The sequence below is a fragment of the Brevibacillus sp. FSL K6-2834 genome (assembly GCF_038592925.1).
GTDB lineage: Bacteria > Bacillota > Bacilli > Brevibacillales > Brevibacillaceae > Brevibacillus > Brevibacillus borstelensis.
This window is the reverse complement of record NZ_CP151945.1, coordinates 5,387,888-5,411,808: the sequence shown is the minus strand read 5'-3', so window position 1 is coordinate 5,411,808 and position 23,921 is coordinate 5,387,888. Positions and strand designations below refer to the sequence as shown.

At 52.6% G+C, this 23,921-nt stretch carries 19 protein-coding genes; 13 read left to right on the top strand and 6 right to left on the bottom strand.

Going from position 1 to position 23,921, the window contains the following annotated elements; all coding sequences use genetic code 11:
• From NST96_RS26120 to mdh, 3 genes are all read left to right on the top strand, one after another.
• Window positions 1–1,362 (top strand): ethanolamine ammonia-lyase subunit EutB, encoded by a 1,362-nt coding sequence (locus NST96_RS26120; RefSeq protein WP_003388586.1) that lies wholly within the window; start codon window positions 1–3, stop codon window positions 1,360–1,362.
• A gap of 19 nt (window positions 1,363–1,381) precedes the next feature.
• The gene (gene eutC / locus NST96_RS26115; protein ID WP_311067950.1) at window positions 1,382–2,395 is read left to right on the top strand and encodes an ethanolamine ammonia-lyase subunit EutC; all 1,014 of its coding nucleotides are present in this window, start codon (window positions 1,382–1,384) and stop codon (window positions 2,393–2,395) included.
• Window positions 2,396–2,531: 136 nt separating this feature from the next.
• Window positions 2,532–3,470 (top strand): malate dehydrogenase, encoded by a 939-nt coding sequence (mdh, locus tag NST96_RS26110; RefSeq protein ID WP_003388584.1) that lies wholly within the window; start codon window positions 2,532–2,534, stop codon window positions 3,468–3,470.
• A gap of 479 nt (window positions 3,471–3,949) precedes the next feature.
• Here mdh and NST96_RS26105 read toward each other — a convergent pair whose 3' ends face one another.
• Window positions 3,950–5,245: a haloacid dehalogenase-like hydrolase gene (locus NST96_RS26105; protein ID WP_003388582.1), complete on the bottom strand. Its 1,296-nt coding sequence runs from the start codon at window positions 5,243–5,245 to the stop codon at window positions 3,950–3,952.
• Window positions 5,246–5,524: 279 nt separating this feature from the next.
• Between NST96_RS26105 and NST96_RS26100 the strand changes: the two genes are divergently transcribed.
• From NST96_RS26100 to NST96_RS26065, 8 genes are all read left to right on the top strand, one after another.
• Window positions 5,525–7,078, top strand: coding sequence for a PucR family transcriptional regulator (locus tag NST96_RS26100; RefSeq protein WP_003388581.1), 1,554 nt, complete (start codon window positions 5,525–5,527; stop codon window positions 7,076–7,078).
• A 304-nt stretch (window positions 7,079–7,382) separates the two neighbouring features.
• Complete coding sequence (locus tag NST96_RS26095; protein ID WP_031932533.1) at window positions 7,383–8,132, top strand: IclR family transcriptional regulator; 750 nt, start codon at window positions 7,383–7,385, stop codon at window positions 8,130–8,132.
• Window positions 8,133–8,151: 19 nt separating this feature from the next.
• Window positions 8,152–9,765 (top strand): OPT/YSL family transporter, encoded by a 1,614-nt coding sequence (locus tag NST96_RS26090; protein ID WP_031932534.1) that lies wholly within the window; start codon window positions 8,152–8,154, stop codon window positions 9,763–9,765.
• An 11-nt stretch (window positions 9,766–9,776) separates the two neighbouring features.
• Window positions 9,777–10,832 (top strand): DUF917 family protein, encoded by a 1,056-nt coding sequence (locus tag NST96_RS26085; protein ID WP_024984486.1) that lies wholly within the window; start codon window positions 9,777–9,779, stop codon window positions 10,830–10,832.
• A gap of 39 nt (window positions 10,833–10,871) precedes the next feature.
• A complete protein-coding gene (locus NST96_RS26080) occupies window positions 10,872–11,804 on the top strand; it encodes a DUF1177 domain-containing protein (protein WP_003388576.1) in 933 nt (310 codons plus the stop codon).
• 56 nt (window positions 11,805–11,860) lie between these two features.
• Entirely contained in the window at window positions 11,861–12,538 is a 678-nt protein-coding gene (locus NST96_RS26075) for an AroM family protein (protein WP_342405062.1), read from the top strand.
• A gap of 16 nt (window positions 12,539–12,554) precedes the next feature.
• Window positions 12,555–13,496 carry an aminopeptidase gene (locus tag NST96_RS26070; protein WP_251247056.1) on the top strand — a complete coding sequence of 314 codons (942 nt, stop codon included), beginning with the start codon at window positions 12,555–12,557 and terminating at the stop codon, window positions 13,494–13,496.
• A gap of 643 nt (window positions 13,497–14,139) precedes the next feature.
• Window positions 14,140–14,568, top strand: a complete 429-nt coding sequence (locus tag NST96_RS26065; RefSeq protein ID WP_003388573.1) for a hypothetical protein — start codon at window positions 14,140–14,142, stop codon at window positions 14,566–14,568.
• A 174-nt stretch (window positions 14,569–14,742) separates the two neighbouring features.
• Here NST96_RS26065 and NST96_RS26060 read toward each other — a convergent pair whose 3' ends face one another.
• A complete protein-coding gene (locus NST96_RS26060; RefSeq protein ID WP_003388572.1) occupies window positions 14,743–15,717 on the bottom strand; it encodes an aromatic ring-hydroxylating dioxygenase subunit alpha in 975 nt (324 codons plus the stop codon).
• Window positions 15,718–15,937: 220 nt separating this feature from the next.
• Here NST96_RS26060 and NST96_RS26055 point away from each other — a divergent pair, with 220 nt between their 5' ends.
• Window positions 15,938–17,284 carry a nucleobase:cation symporter-2 family protein gene (locus tag NST96_RS26055; RefSeq protein ID WP_024984483.1) on the top strand — a complete coding sequence of 449 codons (1,347 nt, stop codon included), beginning with the start codon at window positions 15,938–15,940 and terminating at the stop codon, window positions 17,282–17,284.
• Window positions 17,285–17,810: 526 nt separating this feature from the next.
• Here NST96_RS26055 and NST96_RS26050 read toward each other — a convergent pair.
• From NST96_RS26050 to NST96_RS26040, 3 genes are all read right to left on the bottom strand, one after another.
• Complete coding sequence (locus tag NST96_RS26050) at window positions 17,811–18,194, bottom strand: OsmC family protein (protein ID WP_227277535.1); 384 nt, start codon at window positions 18,192–18,194, stop codon at window positions 17,811–17,813.
• A gap of 174 nt (window positions 18,195–18,368) precedes the next feature.
• Complete coding sequence (locus NST96_RS26045; RefSeq protein WP_122957981.1) at window positions 18,369–19,697, bottom strand: D-arabinono-1,4-lactone oxidase; 1,329 nt, start codon at window positions 19,695–19,697, stop codon at window positions 18,369–18,371.
• Complete coding sequence (locus NST96_RS26040; RefSeq protein WP_342405056.1) at window positions 19,685–20,872, bottom strand: amino acid deaminase/aldolase; 1,188 nt, start codon at window positions 20,870–20,872, stop codon at window positions 19,685–19,687. The genes NST96_RS26045 and NST96_RS26040 overlap by 13 nt, the downstream gene beginning before the upstream one ends.
• A 195-nt stretch (window positions 20,873–21,067) precedes the next feature.
• Here NST96_RS26040 and NST96_RS26035 point away from each other — a divergent pair, with 195 nt between their 5' ends.
• Complete coding sequence (locus NST96_RS26035; RefSeq protein ID WP_003388566.1) at window positions 21,068–22,495, top strand: alanine/glycine:cation symporter family protein; 1,428 nt, start codon at window positions 21,068–21,070, stop codon at window positions 22,493–22,495.
• Between the two features lie 75 nt (window positions 22,496–22,570).
• On the opposite strand, the gene NST96_RS26030 is transcribed toward NST96_RS26035, so the two are convergent.
• Window positions 22,571–23,392, bottom strand: coding sequence for a DUF6492 family protein (locus NST96_RS26030; protein WP_342406553.1), 822 nt, complete (start codon window positions 23,390–23,392; stop codon window positions 22,571–22,573).
• Window positions 23,393–23,921 lie beyond the last annotated feature (529 nt).

The following is a 23,921-nucleotide window of genomic DNA, read 5'->3' as shown; positions in this document are numbered from 1 at the left end:
ATGAATACGAAGACGACTGTTCTGGGGCAAACCTACCAGTTTCGCAATTTAAAAGAGATTTTCGCAAAAGCAAACGAGGAAAAATCGGGCGACCAGCTGGCGGGAATCGCCGCCCAGGACTCCCGGGAGCGGGTGGCGGCCAAGCAGGTGCTGGCTGATCTCACGTTGGCCGATATACGCAACAATCCGATGCTGCCGCCCGAGGAAGACGAAGTATCCCGGGTGATTGAGGAAGGCATCAATGAAAAAATTTATAGTGAAATTAAAAACTGGAGCGTTGCCGAACTGCGCGAATATATCCTGAGCCATCAGACGGGGGACAGCGAAATCAAGCGGATCAGCCGCGGACTGACGAGCGAAATGATCGCCGCGACCGCCAAGCTGATGTCCAATCTGGACCTGATCACGGCTGCGGCCAAGATCAAAAATATCACGCACTGCAATATCGCCATTGGTCAACCAGGCGTACTTGCTGCCCGGGTCCAGCCGAACCATCCCTCCGACAACGTGCAGGGAATCAAGGCCGCTTTGTATGAGGGTCTCAGCTACGGGATCGGCGATGCAGTGATCGGCATCAATCCGGTTATCGATACGTCCGACAGCGTGAAGGACATCCTGGAGATGACCAAGGATGTCATGACCAAATGGAGCATCCCGACACAAAACTGCGTATTGGCTCACGTCACGACGCAAATGCGGGCGATCCGCCAGGGGGCTCCGGCCGACCTGATGTTCCAGAGCCTGGCCGGATCGGAAAAGGGCAACCGGGCTTTCGGGATCGACGTCGCTTTGCTCGATGAAGCAGATGATCTGATGCGAAAAGAAGGCACGTCTACAGGTCCAAACTTCTGGTATTTCGAGACCGGGCAGGGCTCGGAGCTCTCCTCGGAGGCGCATTTTGACATCGACCAGGTGACGATGGAGGCCCGCTGCTACGGTTTGGCCCGGAAGTACAATCCGTTTATCGTAAATACGGTCGTTGGCTTCATCGGACCGGAATACCTCTACGACAGCAAGCAGGTGATCCGCGCCGGTCTGGAAGACCACTACATGGGCAAACTGCACGGCTTGCCGATGGGCTGCGACGTCTGCTATACGAACCATATGAAGGTAGACCAGAACGACATGGACAATCTCGGCATTCTGCTCGCGGCAGCCGGCGTCAACTTCGTGATCGGCGTGGCCATGGCCGACGACGTCATGCTCAACTACCAGTCGACCAGCTTTCACGATATCGCGGCTTTCCGCGAGGTGCTCGGTCTGCGGCCAGCCCCGGAATTTGAAAAGTGGCTGGAAAAAATGGGCATCATGGAAAATGGCAAGCTGACCCCGATTGCGGGCGATCCGACGATTTTTATGTAAGGAATGGAGGTGAGGACGGATGGAACGACAGCTAGACTTTTTAGTCGACAAGGTTCTTGAGCAATTGGAAAAGAAGCTGGGCGAGATGGGATCGGGCAGCGCGAAGTCGCAAGCTTCGGGGGCAAGTCATGCAGGGATTGCGGCGGCAGGAGAGCAAACGGCGGCTCAGGAAGCAGGCAGCTTGCAAACGGCAGATCAGCCAGCAGCAACAGGGGGATCTGCGTCCGCTTCAGCAGCAATTTCCACAGGCTTTTCCCAAGCGAATTCCGGCGAAAGCGCTGCTCCCCAAGCGTCAGCAGAGCCAGAACGAGTCTCTCATGTGCCCAATCCGAAATACAGGGAAGGCATGCAGGAGCTTCTGGCCAGCACACCGGCCCGGATCGGGGTATGGAGAGCAGGCGTCAGGCCGTTGACCAAGACGATGCTCCAGCTGCGCCGCGACCATGCCGCTGCGGTGGATGCCGTATACGGAGAGGTAAGCGAGGAGACACTCAAGGAGTTTTCCTTGTTTACGGTGGAGACGAAATACGACAATACGGAAAACTACTTGAAGCGTCCCGACATGGGGCGGATCATCAATGACGAAGGCGTACGGCTGCTGGAGGAGCGCTGCCAGAAGAAGCCGCAGGTGCAAATCGTCGTCTCTGACGGCCTGAGCGCCAGCGCTGTCGACGCCAACCTGCGAGATGTGCTGCCGTCCCTCTACGATTCCCTGCAAAGCTACGGCCTTAGCTGGGGAACCCCTTTCTTTGTAAAGGGGGGACGTGTGGCCAGCATGGACCACATCGGGGAGATTTTGCAGCCAGAGGTATTGGTGATGCTGATCGGGGAACGTCCGGGACTGGTCACGGCCAACTCCATGAGCGCCTACATGTGCTATCGCCCGCGCAAAGGGATGGTCGAGTCCGAGCGCACCGTGATCTCCAACATTCATCGTCAGGGTACGTCTCCTGTAGAGGCGGGGGCTCATATCGGAACGATTTTGAGCAAGATGCTGGAGCAGAAGGCGAGCGGCGTGAAGCTGGTCTTGTAGTCGAAGGACGATGAACAGCGAGCAAAGAACAAAGAACAAAGAACAAAGAACAGTGAACTATAAACGAACAAACTACAAACTATAAGGCGTTAACGATCAACTCTAAACTATGAACAGGATTGGAGGAGGATTCAACATGACATTCAAAAGGAAAAAAATCGCTGTGATCGGCAGCGGTTTTACCGGGGCCACGACCGCGTTTATTTTGGCGCAAAAGGAACTCGGTGATATCGTATTGGTCGACATCCCTCAGTTGGAAAACCCGACAAAGGGAAAAGCGCTGGATATGATGGAATCTTCCCCTGTGCTAGGCTTTGATGCCGCGATTACCGGAACCTCCGACTACAAGGATATCGCCGGAGCGGATCTGGTCATCGTCACAGCGGGTATCGCCCGCAAACCGGGCATGTCCCGTGACGATCTGGTCAACACCAATGCGGCCATCATGCGCTCTGTAGCGGAACAAGTAAAGCAGCACGCGCCGCATTCGACCGTGATCATTTTGTCCAACCCGGTAGATGCGATGACCTATACCTTCTACAAAACATCCGGTTTCCCGAAAAACCGCGTTATCGGCCAGTCTGGCGTCCTTGATACCGCCCGCTTCCGCACCTTCGTGGCGATGGAGCTGAACGTGTCCGTAGAAGACGTCAGCGGATTCGTGCTTGGCGGACACGGAGACGATATGGTTCCGCTGCTCCGTTATTCCTACGCTGGCGGCATTCCACTCGACAAGCTGATCCCGGCCGACCGTCTGGAAGCTATCGTGGAAAGAACCCGCAAAGGCGGCGGCGAGATCGTCGCTCTGCTCGGCAACGGTTCGGCCTACTACGCTCCGGCTGCATCTATCGTCCAAATGGCGGAGGCGATTTTGAAAGACAAGAAGCGCATTCTCCCGTCGATTGCATATCTAGAGGGCGAATACGGCTACCATGACCTGTATCTCGGCGTGCCTACCCTGCTCGGCGGCAACGGCATTGAAAAAGTCATCGAGCTTGACCTGACAGCCGATGAAAAAGCGGCACTGGACAAGTCGGTTGCTTCCGTCCGCAATGTGATGGCTGCGCTGAATTAAAGCGAAGGGCTTGGACTTGGAGATTCTAAAGCGACTGCATGGTTAGTCGGTCTGCCCGTAAAGCGGCTGCAGTGGAGAGAAGCCTGTTTCCATTCTGCGCTCCGGTCTGCGTCCTGCAAGGGAGAGTGGACTGTCCGCTCCGCAATGATCCCGAGGGAATCGCAAAACGGCGCGCAGCTCCGAAGCGTAATCATAGGTTGCGATTCTGTTTCCTCGGGATCATCGCTCCGCTGGGCCGGACTCCGCTAGTCGCTCCGAATGGAAACAGGCTTCTCTGGCGAGCAGAACGGCTTCGACGGGCTTTGAAAAGCAGTGTCCCACCGAACCTGCAGCCGTTTTCTCCTTTTTCATCTCCTCCACCAAAGCCCGTCCAACCGAAACAAACAAAATAACGTTCTTCCGAACGAGACAAACAAAAAAGCGGGAACCATGCATGCAGCCAATAGCATGCATGCATAGCCCCGCATTCCAGAAATGCCTTAATCCGCCAGCAGTTGCGCTTCCTTTTTCCCCAGCTTGACCGTAGACTCCGAAGGAATCCACATGCCTGTATTTTCATCCCGCCCCTGCAGAACAAATGCCGGATTGTTCTTGCCCATTTGCGACGCAGCCTTGGCGGCAGCTTGTCCAATCGTTCCCCCCTTGACCCGGTTCACGACCAGCACCAGCTTCACGCTGTCAAGCTCCGTCATCATTTCATAGTCCCCGATGCTGTCACCCGCGATAAAGATCGGACCATGACCGTATTTTTTGACCAGCACCGATTCGATCACTTCTGTTTTCCCATGATGAACGGTGAAAGGATAGTTTTTCTCGTACACGGGCTTGATCTTCCCGTTCTCTACCTGCAGACGCATGCCAATGACGTTTTCGGCAGGCAGGTTGTATCCGTATTTGGGCAGGGTGGCAAATACCCGCACGACCTCTTCCAGAGAAGCGGAGACGACGTACACATCGATTCCGTTGGAGCGGAAGGTGTTCATCAAATTGGCGACCTCAGAAGTCAAACGCAGTCCGGTCGTATGCGACACCGTGATCACTCCCGCTTTTCCTGAAAGCGCTTTCGGACTTGTCCACGAAACTTTCTCGATCGCCATCCCAAGGCTGGCATCGTTCGACGCTTCGGCCAATGCATGCACTTCGTCGATTGTCATGTTGGCAAACAGGTAGAGGACCCACGGATAGCCGATACTGCTGCCGTGCGTGCCATTGATCGCTTCATAGAGGAAATAGAGCTTGGCGCGAAAATCGGCAAACTGCTCGGTCGCTTTGACCTCATCGAGGGATTTGGTTCCCTTCATGCCTTTATACTGATTGTAGAGGAAGGTATAGTCCGCTGCCAGATCGGCGGCGATGTCATCGAGTGTAACCGGCTGGCCGTCGTCGTTTTTGTAATCGTCGGAGAAAGGACCTGCGGGTACACCGGTACGGATGACGCCGGCAAACTCCTCCGGGGTCATTTTAAATGCGAGATGATTGATTTGATAGACAAACAAAGCCTCTTCGGTATCGTGCATGATGCTGGTGTTGTCCCAGTCAAACACGGCGTAAGGCTTTTTTGCCGGATTATAGGAAGGGCTTTTCACCCCGTGCTTATCAATTAAATCTTGCACAGCCTGGTACGTTCCCGGCGCCCATTTCCCCTTGTCGAGCACCTGCAGCTGTTGGAGCGGTTCCTTTGCGGCCCACGCCGGGGCTTGTACGCTCACCAGGGCCAAACAGAGAAACAGCGCAAAGAAGCCCCATTTCATGCTTTTTGTGTGTTTGATCGACATTCGTCCTCATCCTCTCTCTGCTCACGTTCTCAAATGTCACGAAATGCAATACGGCAGTTTCCCTTGTCTCTCCACCTCCTCAAAAAAATAAGCCGCCTACCCGTGGACGGATTCTTCCACAGGTAAACGACTATCATCGTCTGAAAATATTGACTTTTATAAAGAATACATAATTATTTGTTTGATTTCAATGGCATTCTTTATTCTCATTTGACTTTTTTCATCGTGCTCCAAAAAGGGTATCATGATAGCAAGAGCGTAAAAAGGGAGCAAAAGCGTGTGGCAAAAGATCCGTTTACCGTAGAACAGTTGATGCAGCTGCCTGCTTTTCAAGGGGCAAAAATCATGGCGGGCATAGAAGGCCTGAAAAATGAAATCTATTATGTGGACAGCATGGAAATTCCCGATCTGACCGGCTGGCTGCGGCCAAACGAGCTGATTATTTCAACCGGTTATGCCCTGCGGAACGAACCGTACCGGCTGAGCCGTCTGCTGGAAGAGATGCACCGGGTGGGAGGCGCGGCTGTCGCGATCAAGACCAAACGGTTTTTGCAGGAAATTCCGGAAGAAGCATTGCGAAAAAGTGATTTGTATCGCATCCCTTTGATTGATGTCCCGGCGGAAACTCCTTATATAGACCTGACGCACTCGGTCATGGAGAATATTTTAAACCGCCAAGTCGTCGTCATGAGAGGAATGCAGGAGGTCAATCAGCAGTTCACGCAGTTGGTGCTGAACAGGCGGACGCCCGAGCTGGTGGTGATGGTCGGGCAATTGCTTCATTGCGACGTAGCTGTGCTGAACCAGCAGGGAGAGGTTGAAAGCAGCACCGTCCATTTTACGAAAGAGCTTATCGCGGAAAAGCGGAGCATCCTGGTCAGCAACAGAGTCGTCGGCTACCTGGCGATTACAAAAAAAATCGAGGAAGACGATCGCTTTGGGCAGCAGTGTCTGGATCAGGCCGTTACCGTTCTGGCGATCGAATTTACGATCCGGCAGTCTCTGCAGATTCAGCGGGAGCGGGAACAGGAGTCGTTTCTGATAGAGCTGTTGTCAGGTACAGCCGGTGAGGAAGAATTGCTGCGCCACCGGGCCAAGCAGGTAGGAATATCGCATAGCGGTCATCTGTACGTGATGGTTCTCAAGCCGAGTGAAACAGGGAAAGCGAACCCCAGGAAGGAAGAAGCTTTGCTCCGGCTTTTGCAGGAAATGAATCAAGGCGACCCACATGCCAGAAAAGGCGTCCTGATCAATGATCAAATTGCAGTGATTTGTTATACCGACAAGCAGGAGATTTCCAAACAGCGAGAGGAAGCGGTACACTATCTCCAGGAATTGGCCGGCTGGGGAGCCGGGAAGGAGGAGCGAGGCGGCTGGATTTGCGGCATCGGCTGTATCCGCGAGCACATGAAGGATCTTCGCTACAGCTACCGCGAAGCAAAACGGGCCATGCGAATCGGCCGCCTTGTCCGTCCGGGACAATCGGTGATCCACTTCGAGGACATTTTGGTCGAGGACCTGCTCAAAGATGCAGCGGGCCATCCGTCGCTGACTGCTCTGTCGGGCATGTTTATCGAGCCGCTTGCCAAATACGACGCCGAATACGGGACCGAGCTGCTGTCTACGCTCGATTCCTTTTTGCGAACAGGCGGACAAACGAAAAAGGTAGGAGAAGAGATGTTTATCCACCGGAATTCTGTCTTGTATCGATTAGAGAGAATACAGGAAATTTTGGGGGTGGATTTGCACGATGCGGAAACGCGGTTCCGTCTCGATCTGGTAATGAGGGTTTGGAAAATGAGAGATTTGCCAGCGAATCCTGAGGATTTGTGAGGCTGCCAAAAAATAAACGCATTCTTTTGGGTCGTTTCCCATAGGGGGAAAAGACCCATTTTTGTTATAGTTGCAATTAACGCAATAATAAAAAATTGTTTGACAACGGGGGTGGAAAATCTTCAGTGATCGGAACGTCAGCAATCTTGCTCCCTGCGTTTTTTTTCGGACTATGAGAGAACCAGTGGTTCGCTATTAGAAACAAAAAGGTCGTCACCGTTTTCTCCTCTTGGGAAAACAAAGTGCTGACCGCAAACGGTTGCATTCCATTTTATGAAAACCTTGAGACGATAGGTGGCCAAGCATGCTAAAAACACTGGATAACGCTCTGGATTTACTCAAACACTTTACCCGGGAAAAAACGCAATGGGGAGTTCGTGAACTGGCCAAGGAAATGAATATTAGCCACACTGTTGTGTATCGGATGCTGGCTACGTTTGAACGATACGGATTTGTCAAACAGGAACCTAAAACAAAGAAGTACGAACTGGGGTTTAGCTTTTTGGAGTACGCATCCACTGTCAAGGACAATCTGGACATAACCGAGCTGATTTACCCGGTCATGAAACGGGTTGCCGAAGCAACAAATGAATCCGTTTTCTTGACTTGGCTGGATGGCTTGGAGGGCATTTGTCTGGAGATCGCCGAAAGCAGGCAGCAAGTGAAGTACGCGATGTCTATCGGCAGCAGGACGCTTTTGTACGCTGGGGCCTCCAACAAAGTGATTATGGCTTACTTGCCGGCCAGCACCCAATCAGCCATCATCGAAAAGGGGCTGCGGCCAAGAACAGAACATACGATTCATGACAAGGAGAAGCTGTTGCAGGACCTGGCACGGATCAGAGAAGACGGATGGGCTTACTCCGTAGGTGAATACACCGATACGGTGTTTGGCATCGCGGTGCCGCTGTTTTCCGGGGACAGGCAGGTCGTGGCATCGCTGACCATTGCCGGGCCGGACTATCGCATGCCGGAGCAAAAAGTACCGGAAGCCTTGAGGGAGCTGCGGACTGCACAGCAAGAAGTACAGGCCATACTGCAACGCATTTTCTAGCACAAAGGAGGGGACTTGCATGAACAACATAAACAACGGAAAGAGTGAAAAGGAAAAACACCCTTCCATTTTTGAACCTTTTGCGTTGATTCTGAATATTGTTACCGCTGTTATCGGGGCGGTCATCGGGATGCAGCTGGTGGCCTCGCTCGGAATTACTCCAAATACGGCCATTATCGGTGCGCTTATCGCCATGCTGATCGCGCGTCTGCCGATCACCATCTTTTCCAAGTACAAGTCGGTCCATCGCCAAAATCTGGTGCAAACCTCGATTTCTTCCGCGACATTCGGGGCGGCCAACAGCTTGCTGATTCCGATCGGCATTCCGTTTGTGATGGGAAAACCAGAATTGATCATGCCGATGCTGATCGGTGCGGCTCTGGCGATGTTTGTCGATGCTGCTCTTCTTTATAAATTGTTTGACTCTCGCGTCTTCCCTGCGTCCGGTACATGGCCGGCAGGTGTAGCTACTGCGGAAGCCATTATCGCCGGGGACAAAGGGGGCAAACGTGCCGCTCTGCTCGGTGTCGGTGCGGCGGGCGGTTTGCTCGGCTCCTGGCTCGGCATTTCGATGTCGGCGTTTGGTGTTGCTTTCATCGGAAACATTTGGGCGCTGTCCATGTTCGGGATCGGGCTCTTGCTTCGCCAGTATTCGATACCGATGTTTGGAATGGATGTAAACCAGATGTTCATCCCGCACGGCTTCATGATCGGTGCCGGTGTTGTGGCGCTGATCCAGGTCACGATGATTATTTTGAAGCGCAAGAAGACAGATAGTGGAAATGGCAGTGAAGTAGCTGCGGAAACGTACACGCGCAGCGACAAGCAGACGACACGTGTACTCGGAATCGGATTTGTGGCCTATTTGATCATTTCTCTGGTCCTCGCGATTTTGGGTGGACTGATGACAGAAATGTCGACAGGCATGTTTATCGGCTTTCTGATCTTCGCCGCTTTTGCCGCTTATTTGCACGAGCTGATTGTAGGGATTGCCGCGATGCACTCCGGTTGGTTCCCGGCGTTTGCGGTGGCGTTGATCACCTTGATCATCGGGCTGCTGGCAGGGTTTCCGCCGGTAGCGCTTGCCCTGCTGGTCGGCTTTAGTGCAGCGACCGGTCCTGCCTTTGCCGATATGGGGTACGACCTCAAGACAGGCTATATTCTTCGCGGCAACGGACAGGACAAGGAATTTGAACTTCACGGCCGCAAGCAGCAGTACATCACGGGCATGATTGCATTCGGCGTTGCTTTGATCACGGTCATGTTCACCTATAAAGGCTTCTTTGCCAGTGGGCTTGTCCCGCCAGTGGACGCCGTCTATGTGAAGACGATCGAAGCGGGAGCGTCCGCTGAAGTCGCGAAACAACTGCTTCTCTGGGCCATTCCGGGCGCCATCCTGCAGTTTATAGGCGGTCCGAGCCGTCAGCTTGGCGTCTTGTTTGCAACAGGTTTGCTTATCCTGAATCCGGGTGCCGGTTGGGCGGTTCTGGTCGGGATTCTGATCCGTGTCATCGTGCTCAAGCTGAAAGGCAAAGAGGCAGAAAGCTCGATGAGCATTCTTGCAGCCGGCTTTATCGCCGGTGACGCGATCTACAGCTTCTTTAGCTCCATTTTCAAATTCAGTCAAAAATAGGAGGGTGTACAATGACGAAGATCCTGCTCAACGAACGCATGATGGAAGCAGCCGTGTACGGTGGAGCCGTACTCGGCGGAGGTGGTGGAGGCTGGATCGAGGAGGGGCTGCAAATCGGGCGGCTTGCTCTGGAGGTAGGCCAACCGGTGCTGGTTTCCGACGACGAAATGGCGGACGACGATTTGCTCGTCACCGTTTCGCTGGTCGGAGCTCCGGCAGCAAAGGATAAATTCCTCAAGCCGATCCACTATGTTCGGGCACTGGAGCTTTTGTCGGAGAAGGTAAAAACACCGCTCAGAGGGATTCATACGAACGAAAACGGAGCAGGGACAAGCGTAAACGGCTGGTTCCAGGCGGCAGTCACCGGTCTTCCGATCGTCGATTTGCCTTGCAACGGTCGGGCGCATCCGACAGGAACGATGGGGTCGCTGAATCTGCATGAGCTGCCGGATTACGTTTCCCATCAGGCTGCTGCTGGCGGAAAGGGAGACCGTTATGTGGAAATGAGCATTTCCTCTTCCATTGAAAAAGCGGCGTCCATGATCAGAAAGGTGTCCGTGGAAGCAGGCGGCCTGGTGGCTGTTGCCCGGAATCCGGTAACCGTTGCGTATGCCAGAGCAAACGGCGCGCCCGGCGGCATCTCCCAGGCGATCAAGGTAGGCGAGGCGCTTCTCGGGAGCAAAGGAGAAGCGGCGATTGAAGCGGTATGCGCCGCACTTGGCGGCCGTGTCGTCATCGAAGGGGAAGTGAGCGAGTTCTCGCTGGAGACAACAGGCGGCTTTGACGTTGGCCGGGTCACCGTTGGCAGTACGGAGATGACGTTCTGGAATGAGTACATGACGCTGGAGCAAGACGGCAAGCGCCTGGCGACGTTCCCCGACCTGATCATGACCTTGGATGCCCGGACTGCACGCCCGATTGTCACGGCGGCGATGGAAAAAGGGCAGCATGTAGCGGTGATTCACGTGCCTGCCGAAAAGTTGATCCTGAGCACTACAATGCGCAATGAGGGGCTGCTCAAGCCGATTGAAGGCGTGATCGGCAAAGAAATCGTGTCCTACCTGTAAACAAAACGCTCACCAACAACCAAGACGGAGGGATCTTTCATGTCGTTGAAACAAACCATTACTGTATTTGAAGCTATGGACAGTGCCTATGTAAGTGGAGAAACGATCAAAAACCTGTTTGCCGATTATTCCGATGTGCAAGTAACCGTTGAGACCGTTACCGGGCAAAAGGGCAGCACGGACTTCGTGAAGATCGTCATTCCCGGCAAGGAAGGGAAATCCAAGGGCGGGATGGCGCCAACCTTTGGAATCATCGGACGACTTGGCGGTATCGGCGCGCGCCCGAGCCGTATCGGTCTCGTATCCGATGCCGATGGTGCCATTGCAGCCGTAGCGAGTGCGCTAAAGCTGGCGGAAATGCAAAAACAAGGTGATGTGCTGAAAGGCGACGTGGTGATCACCACTCATATTTGCCCAAATGCACCTACCCGTCCGCATGAGCCGGTCGATTTCATGGATTCGCCAGTCGACATTTTGACCATGAACAAGTATGAGGTTACACCTGAGATGGAAGCGATCCTGTCCATTGACACGACCAAAGGAAACAAAGTGATCAATCACAGAGGGATTGCGATCTCGGCAACCGTAAAAGAAGGCTACATCCTGCGCATCAGCGACGACCTGCTGCGGATTATGGAAATGACGACCGGGCAGCTTCCGGTTACCTTCCCGATCACGATGCAAGACATTACTCCATACGGAAACGATCTCTACCATATCAACAGCATCCTGCAGCCATGCGTAGCGACCGATGCCCCTGTAGTCGGGGTGGCGGTGACGGCTCAGTCCGCTGTCCCAGGCTGCGGAACCGGCGCCAGCCACGAGGTGGACATCGCACTCGCAGTGAAATACGCTGTCGAGGTGGCAAAAGAATACACCAATGGTACTTGCCGTTTTTACGACACCGATGAATTTGCCCGAATCACATCGCTGTACGGCTCCATGAAAGTGCTGCAAACATTGGGCAAATAAGCAAGGCGAGGGGAGCTTTCCCCTTGCTTTTTTTCACACGCGAAAAGAAGGAGAGGATGACCGTGAAACGCATTGGGATGATTACGATCGGGCAAGCGCCACGGCCGGATGTCGCGCCAATCGTAGAGAAGTATCTCGCAGGAAGAGCCGAGCTCGTCCAGGCAGGAGTATTGGACGGAATGACGAAGCAAGAAGTGGAAGAACGCCTGTCTCCCGGACCGGGCGAATACGTGCTGACGTCCCGGATGGTTAACGGAGATGCGGCGGTCATGTCGCGTGAGAAAATCCAGCCGATCCTGCAGCGGAAGATCGAGGATATGGAGAATAGCGGCATCCAGACGATCCTACTCCTGTGTACAGGTGTTTTCCCGGGGTTGTCCGCCAAAAAAGCGTTCCTGATCGAACCGGATTACGTCATTCCTCCGACGGTGGCCGCGATGGTCAAGGGAAGCCGTCTCGGGGTGCTCGTACCGCTCGTGGAGCAAAAGGAAGCACTGAAGGACAAATATCATCCGCACGGATTGTTCCCCGTCTTTGCCGCGGCATCGCCGTATAAAAATGATGTGGTAAGCTTCCGGGAGGCTTGCGCGGAATTAAAGGAAAAGGCGGACATCGTACTGCTGGACTGTATGGGATACACAGAGGAAGCCCGCGAGCTGGTCTCCGACTTGACTGGATTGCCGGTCATCCTGTCCAATGCGATGATGGCGAAACTGGTGTCTGAAATGATTTAGGAAGGGTTGAACAAAGATGAAGCTGATCGAAATCAGTAAAGGAATTTTGACCAATTGCATGGCACTGAAAGCCGGGGAGTCCTTTTTGGTGGTAGCCGACGACGCCAAGCGGGAGCTGGGCGAAGCGCTGTGGGAAGCAGGCCGTCAACTCGGCGCCGAAGCGATGTTCGTCGTCATGAATCAACGCGAAAAATCCGGCCAGGAGCCGCCGGCAGCCATCAGCGAAGCGATGAAACGCTCCCATGTGGTCGTCTGCGTGACCCAGCATTCGCTGACGCATACCAAAGCGCGCAAGGAAGCAGCCGCAAACGGCACACGGCTTGCCACCATGCCTGCCATCACCGAGGACATGTTCCTGGAGGGAGCGATCACTGCCGACTACTCCCAGGTAAAAGCATTGACTGAAAAGGTGACCGAGCTGTTGACCAGGGCAAACACGATCCGCATCGAAAAGGAAGGAAAAGCGTTGACCTTCTCGATCAACGGACGCAACGGCGTACCGAGCACAGGCGTTTACGTCAATCCGGGTGAATCGGGCAACCTGCCATCCGGCGAAGCATATATCGCCCCAGTGGAAGGAACAGCCGAGGGCCAGATCGTCGTAGACGGCTCGATCGCCGGAATCGGCAAGATCGACAGTCCGCTGCTCCTGACTGTAAAAGACGGGCGCATTGTCGAGGCAGAGGGGGCCGAGGCTGACCGGCTGTTGAAAACGCTTGGCGACGGAGACGGTCGCTTGCTGGGCGAATTCGGGATCGGCACGAATGACAAAGCGCGGATCACTGGCGTGGTGCTGGAGGACGAAAAAGTGTACGGCACGATCCACGTCGCCTTTGGCAGCAACAACACCTTCGGCGGAACCATTGCAGCGGGGGTTCATATCGATTTGGTCGTCAAAGCGCCGGATGTGTACGCTGACGATGAGTTGATCATGAAGGACGGCAAGCTTTTGGTATAAGCGGCTATCGAAGCGATTTTCAGTATGTCAAATTACGATAACAGTAGTGGAGAGGAAAAAGGATCGAACAGCGTTGCAATGCTGCTCGATCCTTTTTTGCGAATGAGGGTTAGCGCTTCTGTACGGAAGATTTTCGGCAGCAACAACCTTTCTTCTTTAAAAAACCTTAAGAAAGTTCGACAAACACAAAAGCTGTAGAGATGAAACAGAAGTAAAATGCGAAGGCCTTTTGGACACCTCCCAGGCGGAATGGTAAAAGCGGGACACGCTTTTAGCGTCCAACCTCTGAGATGCTTTCCACGAGTCATCGATTTTTAGACGGGGTCCCGCTTTTGGAATGGCAGCTGGACAGTAAAGCCCCCAAGCAGTGTCCCACCGAGCCTGGAGGACTAAATAGTAAATATTTACCAATTGCGGTGTGGGTGATATCATAAAATCACCCGCATTCTACTTTTTTACAGGTAAGTGGTACCGCCAACATTTTGACAAAAACGTACGCTTAGCATTAGAGGAGATGATTTTCAGCCCATCTCAGCTACATTAGCGGTCATCAAACGTGTATGTGGTCATGTCTTAGCGATCGCCGAACCTATGATTTTCAATGGTTTGAGTCATTTAGCGTACGAAGTAAGGAGGGCTCAGAATGAGAAGAATTCTGCTCACAGTCAAGTTGATCCTTTCCGTTTTACTGCTTTCATCATGTGCTAACAACTCCCTATCCACAGATACACAAAAAACAACAAATGAAATCGCAAGCTGGCCATACCCTTATGTGAAAGTTGAAAACCGTGTTTATGTAATTGAGAGCGATGAAAACAAAGTCGAACTTGTAGAGAAAGAAAATATCGGAGAACAAATTGGAACAGTAGAAGAGAAATACGATTTTGAAGGGGACGAACAAACATCGCAAGCAACTATTGCCTCTAATTACCTGGAGAAAGGGACTAAGCTTTTCACGATCAAGAACGTTGATCCGAGTGATCATATTGCATTTGAAAAAAGCGAGGGTGTATTCGTCAAGGTTACAGAGGAAAGTGCAGTTGCAAAAAAGCCAACTGATAAAACGAACTAAAGGCCATGGGGATACGCTTTTATTATGACTTTTTGCAAAATAAAATGGGACTTCGTGAAGAGTCCCCTTTTTTCATCTCCGCCATTAAAGCCCGAACTTCAGCAAACAAAAGATCGGCCAGATCCCCATCTAGCCGACCTCACAAACCTCTATAGCTATCTCGAGCGTATGCTTCTACGCAGTCCCCAATGTCACGCCCAACTCCTGCAAATACTGCCGATACGCGATACTGACCCGGTCGCATTTCAGGGACAGCTCCATCTGCAAATCGAGCGGCAAATCCTCCGGCTTTTGATTTTCCACAATCGGCTTGTCCTGGGCAAAAATCATGTTTTGGAATTCGACGATTTCCTCGTCGGTGGTACCAGTCTCGTAGTTAAAAGAAAGGACACCGTAGGCGACTGTTTTCCCTTCCTCCGTCGGTGCGACTGTCAGGAGAATGGACATCAGATGACCCGTTTCCCGGTCGCGTTTCGTAAACTTTACAGACAGCGGACGCAGAATTTCATATGTGTAGTAGACGTGCTTGGCTTGTCCGCTCCCGTCCGGGTCAGGCTGAAAGACAGCGATCTCGTCCGAGTAGATGGATGTTTCCGTCCGGTGAACGCGGTAATCGCCGATCTCCCTGTGCTCGGCCACGCCCAGGTAGCCTTCATGAACGACAGCCAAATGCCCGACATCGAGGAAATTCTCTACGACGCGCGGCGGTTTTGCATGGACGCTCTGGGGGCCCCAGATGACGTTGCGAAAACCGGGCTCGCCAAACTCCGGGAGCGGGAACATCTCGGGCTGATTGTTCCCCAGGTTGACCCAAATAAAGCCGTAGCGCTCCGTACAGCCGTAGGACAGGGCACGCGCTTTTCCGGGGATGGCTTGATCCTCGGGAAGCTGAGGAATCTTGACGCAGGCCCCTGTGGACTCGTACTCCCAGCCGTGATAAGGACAGACGAGCTTGCCGTCCCGGACACAGCCGAGGGAAAGGGCCGCACCGCGGTGGATGCACAAATCCTTGAAGGCATGAACACCTTCATCGTTTCGAAATAGGACGATTCGCTCGCCCATGATCACGATCTGCTTCGGCTGATCCTGCAAATCGGTGGAGCGGCAAGCGACGATCCAGTCATTTTTCAGTACAGTATCTTGAACCATTGTCAGGGACACCCTTCCTTCTCAACTTCCGTGCAACGTTTATTTGCGGACATTTTCTTCATATTTTAGCCCCTGTAGATAAAGAGAGTCAACAAAAACACGAACAATATTTTTAGTTAGGAGAAAGTCATTCGATTTTTGTGTACAAAACAATTCGATTATCCTATAATCTGGCGTATAACATTCGTTAATAGCTGAGAAAACATAGGGAGGCATAAGGGTGGAACAACAGCGGGATGACGTTCGCCTTGTCGTGGGCGTCGATGACAAGATTAGTGTGGGAAAGGCTTTTTTGCTCGGTTTGCAGCATGTATTGGCCATGGACTTGTACATTGCCCCGATTATCATTGCAGGACTTTTGACATTGGATACTTCCAGTACGTCCTTCTTTATTCAAATGTGCTTTTTGGCTACCGGTATCGGCACATTGATCCAGACTGGCTTCGGAATTCGACTGCCGGTTGTGCAGGGCCCCTCTTACGTTCCGATTGGCGCTTTGGCAGCGATCGGCAGCAAACTGGGTATGGCAGCGATGATCGGAAGCATCATCCCCGGCGCATTGCTGATGGCTTTTGTCGGCTATCCGCTGAAGTGGTTTGCGAAAGCCGTACGCAGGTTCATTCCCCCGTTGGTAGGCGGGACGGTCATTGTCATCGTCGGGATTGCACTGATGCCTACGGCGATGGCCAATATTTACAATTCGCCGGGAAGCATCGGGACAAACAGCCTGATTGCAGCCGTTTCGGCGGCAGTATTGGTCGCTTGTATGCTGCTGGGACAAAAGGCAGGGAAAGCAGGAACGTTTTTCCGCCTCGTATCCGTGTTGATCGCGATCTTCGTCGGAACGGTGACGGCAGCGTTCTTTGGAGGAGTTGACTTCAGCTCGGTCAAAAGCGCCGCCTGGCTTTCTTTGCCCAAGTTTTTCCCGTACGGTGCCCCCGTGTTCGACATCAGCGCGATTCTCACCATGGTGTTCGTTTATTTGATCATCATGATCGAAACGACGGGTACATGGTTTGTCGTTTCCTCTGTCACGGGCAAGGAGCTGACGGAAGAGAGGCTGAACCGCGCTTCTTTGGGCGAAGGTCTCGGCTGCTTTGTAGGCGCGTTGTTTGGCGGAACGCCGATGACCGGGTATTCCTCCAATGCCGGGCTGCTCGCGGTAACCGGAGTAGCCAGCCGAATGGCAATCATGGCCGGAGGCATCATCCTCATCGCGCTGGGCCTGGTGCCAAAGCTGTCCGCAGCGATTACCTGCATCCCCGAGCCCGTAATCAACGGCATTTTCGGCATCGTCTGCGTAGCGATTGTGACCAACGGATTAAAAGTCATTCAGCATATCACCATCGACGAGCGCAACATGATGGTCATCGGCCTGCCCATTTTGCTGACCATCGCTGTCACAGTGCTGCCAAAGGACGCACTCCAGGGCGCCCCTGACTTCGTCAATTACATCCTGTCCTCCAACATTACCGTAGGCGCATTGGCAACCTTGATCCTAAACCAAGTCATCCCGGACAAAAAAAGCTGGGCCAAGCAAGGAGTCCCGGCTGAGAGCAGATCATAAAAAAACGCTTTGCCTTTAAAGAAAGGCAAATATGTGAAAGGGTGCCCCCAAAAACGCGGGCACCCTAATTTTGTAGCGGAGGAAAATTTGATTAGCAGAAATTCAATTTGATACAAGTTTTGAAAAACGAGGGGTGAAGATAGGAGTACAGAGAACAACGAACAAAGAACAACAAAGAAACTAAGAAAGGGGACGAAACAAAGAAGGAACTCTTTTAAGCCTTCTTCTCTGATTGACCTGCCAAAAGACAGTAAAGGACAAAGCTGTAGAGATGAAACAGAAGAAAAAGGCGAAGGCCTTTGGGACACCTCCCAGGCGGAGTGGAAAAAGCGGGACACGCCTCTAGCGTCCAACTCTGAGATGCTTCCTGAAAAATCTACTTTTGGACGCGGTCCCGCTTTTGGAATGGAGCCGGCCAGTCAATCCCCCACGCAGTGTCCCACCGAGCCTTGAGCCTTTTTCTTCTGTTTCATCTCCTCCACTAAAGCCCGTCCTACCTCCTCATTAAGAAGCTTCGAGATTTACCTCATGAAACCAGTTCAAACGTCTCCGTAATCACAATGCTGCCTTCGACCGATTGCGCCATCGGGCAGTTTTTCCTAGCCAGATCAATCGCTTTCTTCACCTTGTCCGCCTGAAGCTGCTCCCCCGTGATGACATAATGAAGATGGATTTTTTCCACCCGGTTTGCCTTGTCCTCGTTGCGCTCCACGTCCGCAGTCACTTTCATGTCGCTGCAGGGCATCCTCATTTTTTCCAGCACCTTCCGCAATACGCCCGCGCTGCAGACCGCAATGGAGGAAACGAGCAATTGAAACGGGCGAAACCCGTACTGTTCGTCACCGGAAACGTGAAGATCTCCATAAGACAGATGTGCTACAAAACCGTGTTCCTTGGCCGTGAATTCCATGAAAGGGAAGCCTCCTCGCTTTGATTTGTCTGCTCCCATTATAAAGAAAGAGCTGTCCGGGATGAACAGAAGAAGTACAAATGGAGTAAAGGTCACTGATGGAACCGGGGGCCTTGCCCCAATGGCGGACAAAGAAGCAATAAAGCAATAGGCCGAAACATGCGTAATAGACGGTCACGGAGAGCCGGATGCTATGCCCAGGAGATGCGACAGATAGTCATTGGCAAATCGGGCCTGCGGATCCCACTCTTCTCTGACAGCCAGAAAGTCCTTCAAGCGAGGGAAAGCCTTGTGCAATCCTGCGGTGTCCATCCTGTGCATTTTTCCCCAGTGAGGACGGCCTCCGTATTTCCAAAAAATTTCTTCGACGCAAGAAAAGTAGGCTTGGTAAGGCATGCCTTTGTACATGTGGACGGCAATGTAGGCTGAATCTCGTTCGTAGGCGGGACTGAGCCAGATGTCGTCCTTTTTTACATAACGGCACTCGATGGGAAAATGGACGGCGAAACGGTGCCGCTCGATCGCTGTCTGGATCTCCTCAATTACTTCCTTCATCCGGTCGGCGGGTACACTGTACTCCATCTCGTGGAAGCGCACCAGACGAGGGGTGGCAAAGAGACGGTGGCTCAAACCCGTTCCCGAGACGGAAGGCACAGCTTTGGCGGATAGCTGACTTGCGGACGGGCACAGGGGCGGGAATAGGCGGCAGCTCTCGGAGAGGAGCCAGAAAAAGCCGTTTTCCAAAATGAGTTGTTTGAAATGATTCCAGCGCAGATATGGACTAGGGGGGTCAGCCGTTTCATTCATGCGTTTGGCCTGGACGAGCTGTGAGTAGGGGAACAGGAAAAATTCAAAATGACGGTTTTCTGCGGTCCATTTGTCCAGTTGGTCCAGACATGTTTCCACGGGAAGCCGCATGCTCTCGTATCGGAGCTGCAGCTTCGGGATGACGCGAAGGCGTACCTTGACGATCACTCCGAGCAGACCGAGCGATACCTGCAGGGCGGGAAACAAGGAAGGATGGCTCTCAGCCGAGCAATCCACCACCTCACCTGCTGCAGTTACGATGGTCAGGCCGACAACCTGCGTGGACAGGCTGCCAAACCGGATGCCCGTGCCGTGTGTTCCTGTACTGACTGCTCCAGCGATGGATTGGGCATTGATATCCCCCAGATTTTCTTGAGAGAGGCCGTGGGAGTGAAGCAGTTCGCCGAGCGCTTTCAGCTTGGTCCCTGCCCATACCTCGGCGACTCCTTTTTCGGCATCTACGCTTGCCAGACCTTGCAGACGGTCAAGAGACAACAGGCATTCATCGGTCTGGACCAGACCTGTAAACGAGTGGCCGGAACCGACTACACGGATGCGCAGCCCCTGCCCGGCACATTGCTTCACGATGGCGACGACATCGGCAATGCTTCCCGGAAAAACGATCTGGTCAGGCCGGCTCTGCACATTGCCGGCCCAGTTTCTCCACAGCTTTCCGGACTTGCTCACGATTGGCATAAGCCATCCCCCCTGTAAGTCGTCACTTCTTTGACGATACGTCCATCTGACACACAGTAGAGCCGGGTGAAGTGTTCGCACAGCTCGCCCGCTTTGGCGTGGCGGAAAAAGATCGGATCGCCGAACTGCAAAGTCTCCCCTCCGCGGTAGCGAACCGGTGTCTGTACCTCGCCAGCCCCTTCGTTTGGAAGCAGAGAAGCACCTTTCGGCAGGTAAGGCTTGGGGAGTTTGTCTCTCCCGGCTGAGCCCGAAGCGATGAAGCCACCTCCAGCGCAGGTAAAAATACCAGCAGCAGGCTTGCGAACGATCTCGACTGCATAACCGGCCGCCGGCTGGCAGCGAAAATCGATATAGTGGTCAAAAAGGCCGGGAGCAAAGAATCCGGAACCGGCTGTCACTTCAGTAATTGCGTCTTCTTTTCCCGTCCAATGAAGGCTTCCGGTGCCGCCGCCGTTAAAAAAGCGGAGGGAAATTCCCATCTGTCGGACGGTTTCCAGGAGCAAGGCGCGGCGGTCGCGAATTTCACGTCGAGACACATGCTTGAGCATACGGACGGCGATATTTTTGAAAATGCTTCCTGGCGCGCGGTCGCCTACCCCGGCTATCTGCGCTTCGTACCCCATCAAGCCTGCTGCCTCCAGGTGATTGGACGCGACAATGCGGCGCAGGACATAGAGGGCTTGTTCGATGGACCGCACAGAAGAACGCCAGACACCGAAGTGGAGTCCGAAAAAGTCGGTGGACATGTCGGCATCCAGACATACAGGCAGTCTTACCTTGAACTGACGAGCGAACTTTTCCAGGTGTTCTGCATGCTCGACCGAGTCGACCATGAATGTGATGGCGTGTCCGTCCCTGACGGCTATAGCCAGCTTCTCCAGCCAAACCGGCTCCCATATCGGGTATCCCAGCAACAGGTCATCCAGACCGTGGTTAGCCAGATGAAGAGCTTCCGGGGCCGAATAACACATGATTCCCCGAAAGCAGTCATCCATCTCCAGCAAATGCTTCAAAAGCTCGACGCTGCGAATCGATTTACTGGCAATGCGAATCATTTTTCCCTGGCTGCGGAGGCGGATCTGCTGGGCATTGATCCCGAGTAGATCCAGATCGACAAAGGCAAAAGGCTTGGGGATTCCAGCAAATATCGTTTGATAGTAGCGGTAATCGCGCACGGAACAGCCACCTTCCCGCAATGCACTGCTAACACTCATCATAGTACAAATATTCCGTTTATTCATGAAATATTTGTGTTTTGCCAGGGAAGCACAAAATAGAAAATTTGGCACACTTCTTTTTGAACGTTTTGTGATAAACTAACTGACGTATAATTTGTTGATATATAGACAACTGGGGGTGCTCGTGCATTGATGGCGTTTTTAGAGAATCTTGTTGGGATTTTCAATGATTTCCTGTGGTCGAAAATCCTCATTGCAGTGCTCATTATTTTAGGTATTTATTTTACTTTTCAAACAAAATTCGTGCAATTTCGAATGGCAGGAGAAATGTTCCGCCTCCTGGGCGAAGGAGCAAAAGGGGCAGGAAAGAAGAAAGAGAGCATTTCCTCCTTCCAGGCTTTTTGCATCAGTACCGCGTCACGGGTCGGAACAGGGAATTTGGCCGGTGTAGCCATGGCGATCTCTGTGGGAGGACCCGGGGCTGTCTTCTGGATGTGGCTGATCGCCCTGATCGGTTCCGCTTCTGCGTTCGTGGAAAGCACACTGGCGCAGATCTATAAGGTGAAGGATGCGAGCGGCTTTCGCGGCGGCCCTGCCTACTACATGGAGCAAGGGCTGAAAAAGCGTTGGATGGGTGTGCTGTTCGCCATCCTGATTACGCTCTGTTTCGGGTTTGTGTTCAACGCCGTACAGGCGAATACGATCACCCAGGCGTTTCAGACTGCCTATGGCGTCAACCGTACTCTGATGGGAGTAATTCTTTCGGTTGTAACTGGTATTATCATTTTTGGTGGTGTCAAACGGGTTGCGAAGGTAGCTGAATTCCTCGTGCCGTTCATGGCTGGGGCCTACGTACTCGTTGCGCTCTTCGTCGTCGTGACCAACATCGGACAGCTTCCGGGCGTGCTGGCCCTGATCGTCAAGTCGGCGTTCGGCATGGAGCAGGTGGTCGGCGGCGGTCTTGGTGCTGCGATCATGCAGGGCATCAAGCGAGGACTGTTTTCCAACGAAGCGGGTATGGGGAGCGCAGCCAACGCTGCAGCTACAGCTGATGTGACGCACCCTGTGAAGCAAGGGCTCATTCAGGCGCTTGGTGTCTTCGTCGATACCCTGCTTGTCTGCAGTGCTACTGCATTTATCGTGCTGCTTTCCGGCATGTATACGACAGAAGGACTGGACGGAATCGCCCTCACCCAGGCCGCGCTCAGCTCGCATGTAGGCGGCTGGGCAAGCTCGTTTGTCGCTTTGATCGTCCTCTTGTTTGCCTTCAGCTCGGTGGTAGGCAACTACTACTACGGGGAAACCAACATCGAGTTTATCAAGTCGGACAAGAAGTGGCTGACGATTTACCGCCTGCTGGTAGTGGGCATGGTCATGTTCGGATCGGTAGCCAAAATCAGCATTGTCTGGGATCTCGCCGATCTCTTCATGGCTTTGATGGCGCTCCTCAACCTGTTTGCAATCGCCGTGCTGGGGAAAGTCGCATTTGCCGCTCTGAAGGATTATACAAAGCAAAAGAAAGCCGGCAAGAATCCGGTATTTCACGCAAGCTCCATCCCAGGCCTCCCGAAGGTCGAGTGCTGGTCAGAGGAAGCGAGCGAGAAAAAAGCAGTATCATAACGTTGGCAACGGATATGGAAGAGTGGTCCTTAAACAGGGGACCGCTCTTTTTTTGTTGATAAAAAACCGGGCTCTTCATTTTCTCAAGCCGGTCTTCCGGATATACCAGCGGCGTTTATGAAAGGAGATAGACCTGTATTTCTGGGCCATTCTGAAGAGTTGCTCACGAGTAAGTGATGCTGGTGTTGAGGAGCAGCTTTTGTTAAGGGCACTTCTTGCAACCAGATGACCGGGGTAGTGAGCTTTCACGAAGTTACCGTAGGTTTCGAACTCGGAGAAGCCGGCATAACTTTGTTTGTTGGTCTTCTTGATAATCGCCCAGTACCACCTAGTCTTATGCCTGGCCTCAATTTTCCACTTCAGTCGGGAGAGCTTCGATTTGTCGAACAGCATATAGTGGGCAACGAAAGAGCGCGAGGCGGTTGGCTTGGTCCCCAGCAATTTCTTATAGGTGCGAAAATACTCGGGACGACTCCAGTTACGGCAGTAAAAAACGGTTTTCCCGTTGACGAGAAAGACATGAGGGCGGATGAGAATGGTGTCGGCGTCGATCACAAGATAATACCTTCGCTTGGACAGGTTTCCTCCCGCCAGCTTCAACAATTGTTGAAGCAGCCAGCCTGAGCGATTGGTGCGTTTGGTTTGGTAGCGAATGTCTTTTTTTGTAATCGGAAGGACGCGTTTTTCATTGATGAAGGTGCAGTTTTTACGCCGGCAAAGGGCTTGGATTCGCTTGCTTGGTGGCGATACAACCATGATCTTGCCGATCGGATGCTTTACTTGTGTACGGATACTGTCAATGACATAGGGAAGAGTGCCAAGGTCTTTCTCGATAGCCGGGATCAGGACATCAATTTTGATAGAGCTGTTGAAGGTCCTGTTTGCTGAATGTGTCAACTTCTCAACTCCTTTTCGCTTAGCACTTTCAAGCATATGTGTCTGAACAGGTCGGCTAGTGTGTCCGAACGTTCCAGATAGGATATGATTTTTTTCCTTAGGGTGAATACGACAGATATGGAAAACCTGCAAAATGGGGGTCTGTCTGCCTTCTTGAGTCAATGAGTTAAGTATGTATTGTTCAAATTATGTAAAACCCTGAAACCCTCCTCACTTTGTCTCGTCGAAATCAGAGAAATTGTAATGAATGATGCGTGGTCTTGTATAATTGTGGGAAAAAGGGGAAGGTGATCATGTGATTTTAGGTATATTTATCCTCAGTATGCTGAGTTTTGCTTGTTTACTCTCTATCGCAATGAACTCAAAAGAACTCGTAAAACAAAACAAACAGATTATTGAATTGCTTCAGGCAAATCAAAAGGACAAAAAAGATATTTAACATACCAGAACATGCAGGGCTTTCACGAGGACTGTTGATCGTGTACGAGGCGTCCGGAGCAGCCGGTCCTATTTTGGAGAATTCTTGGCA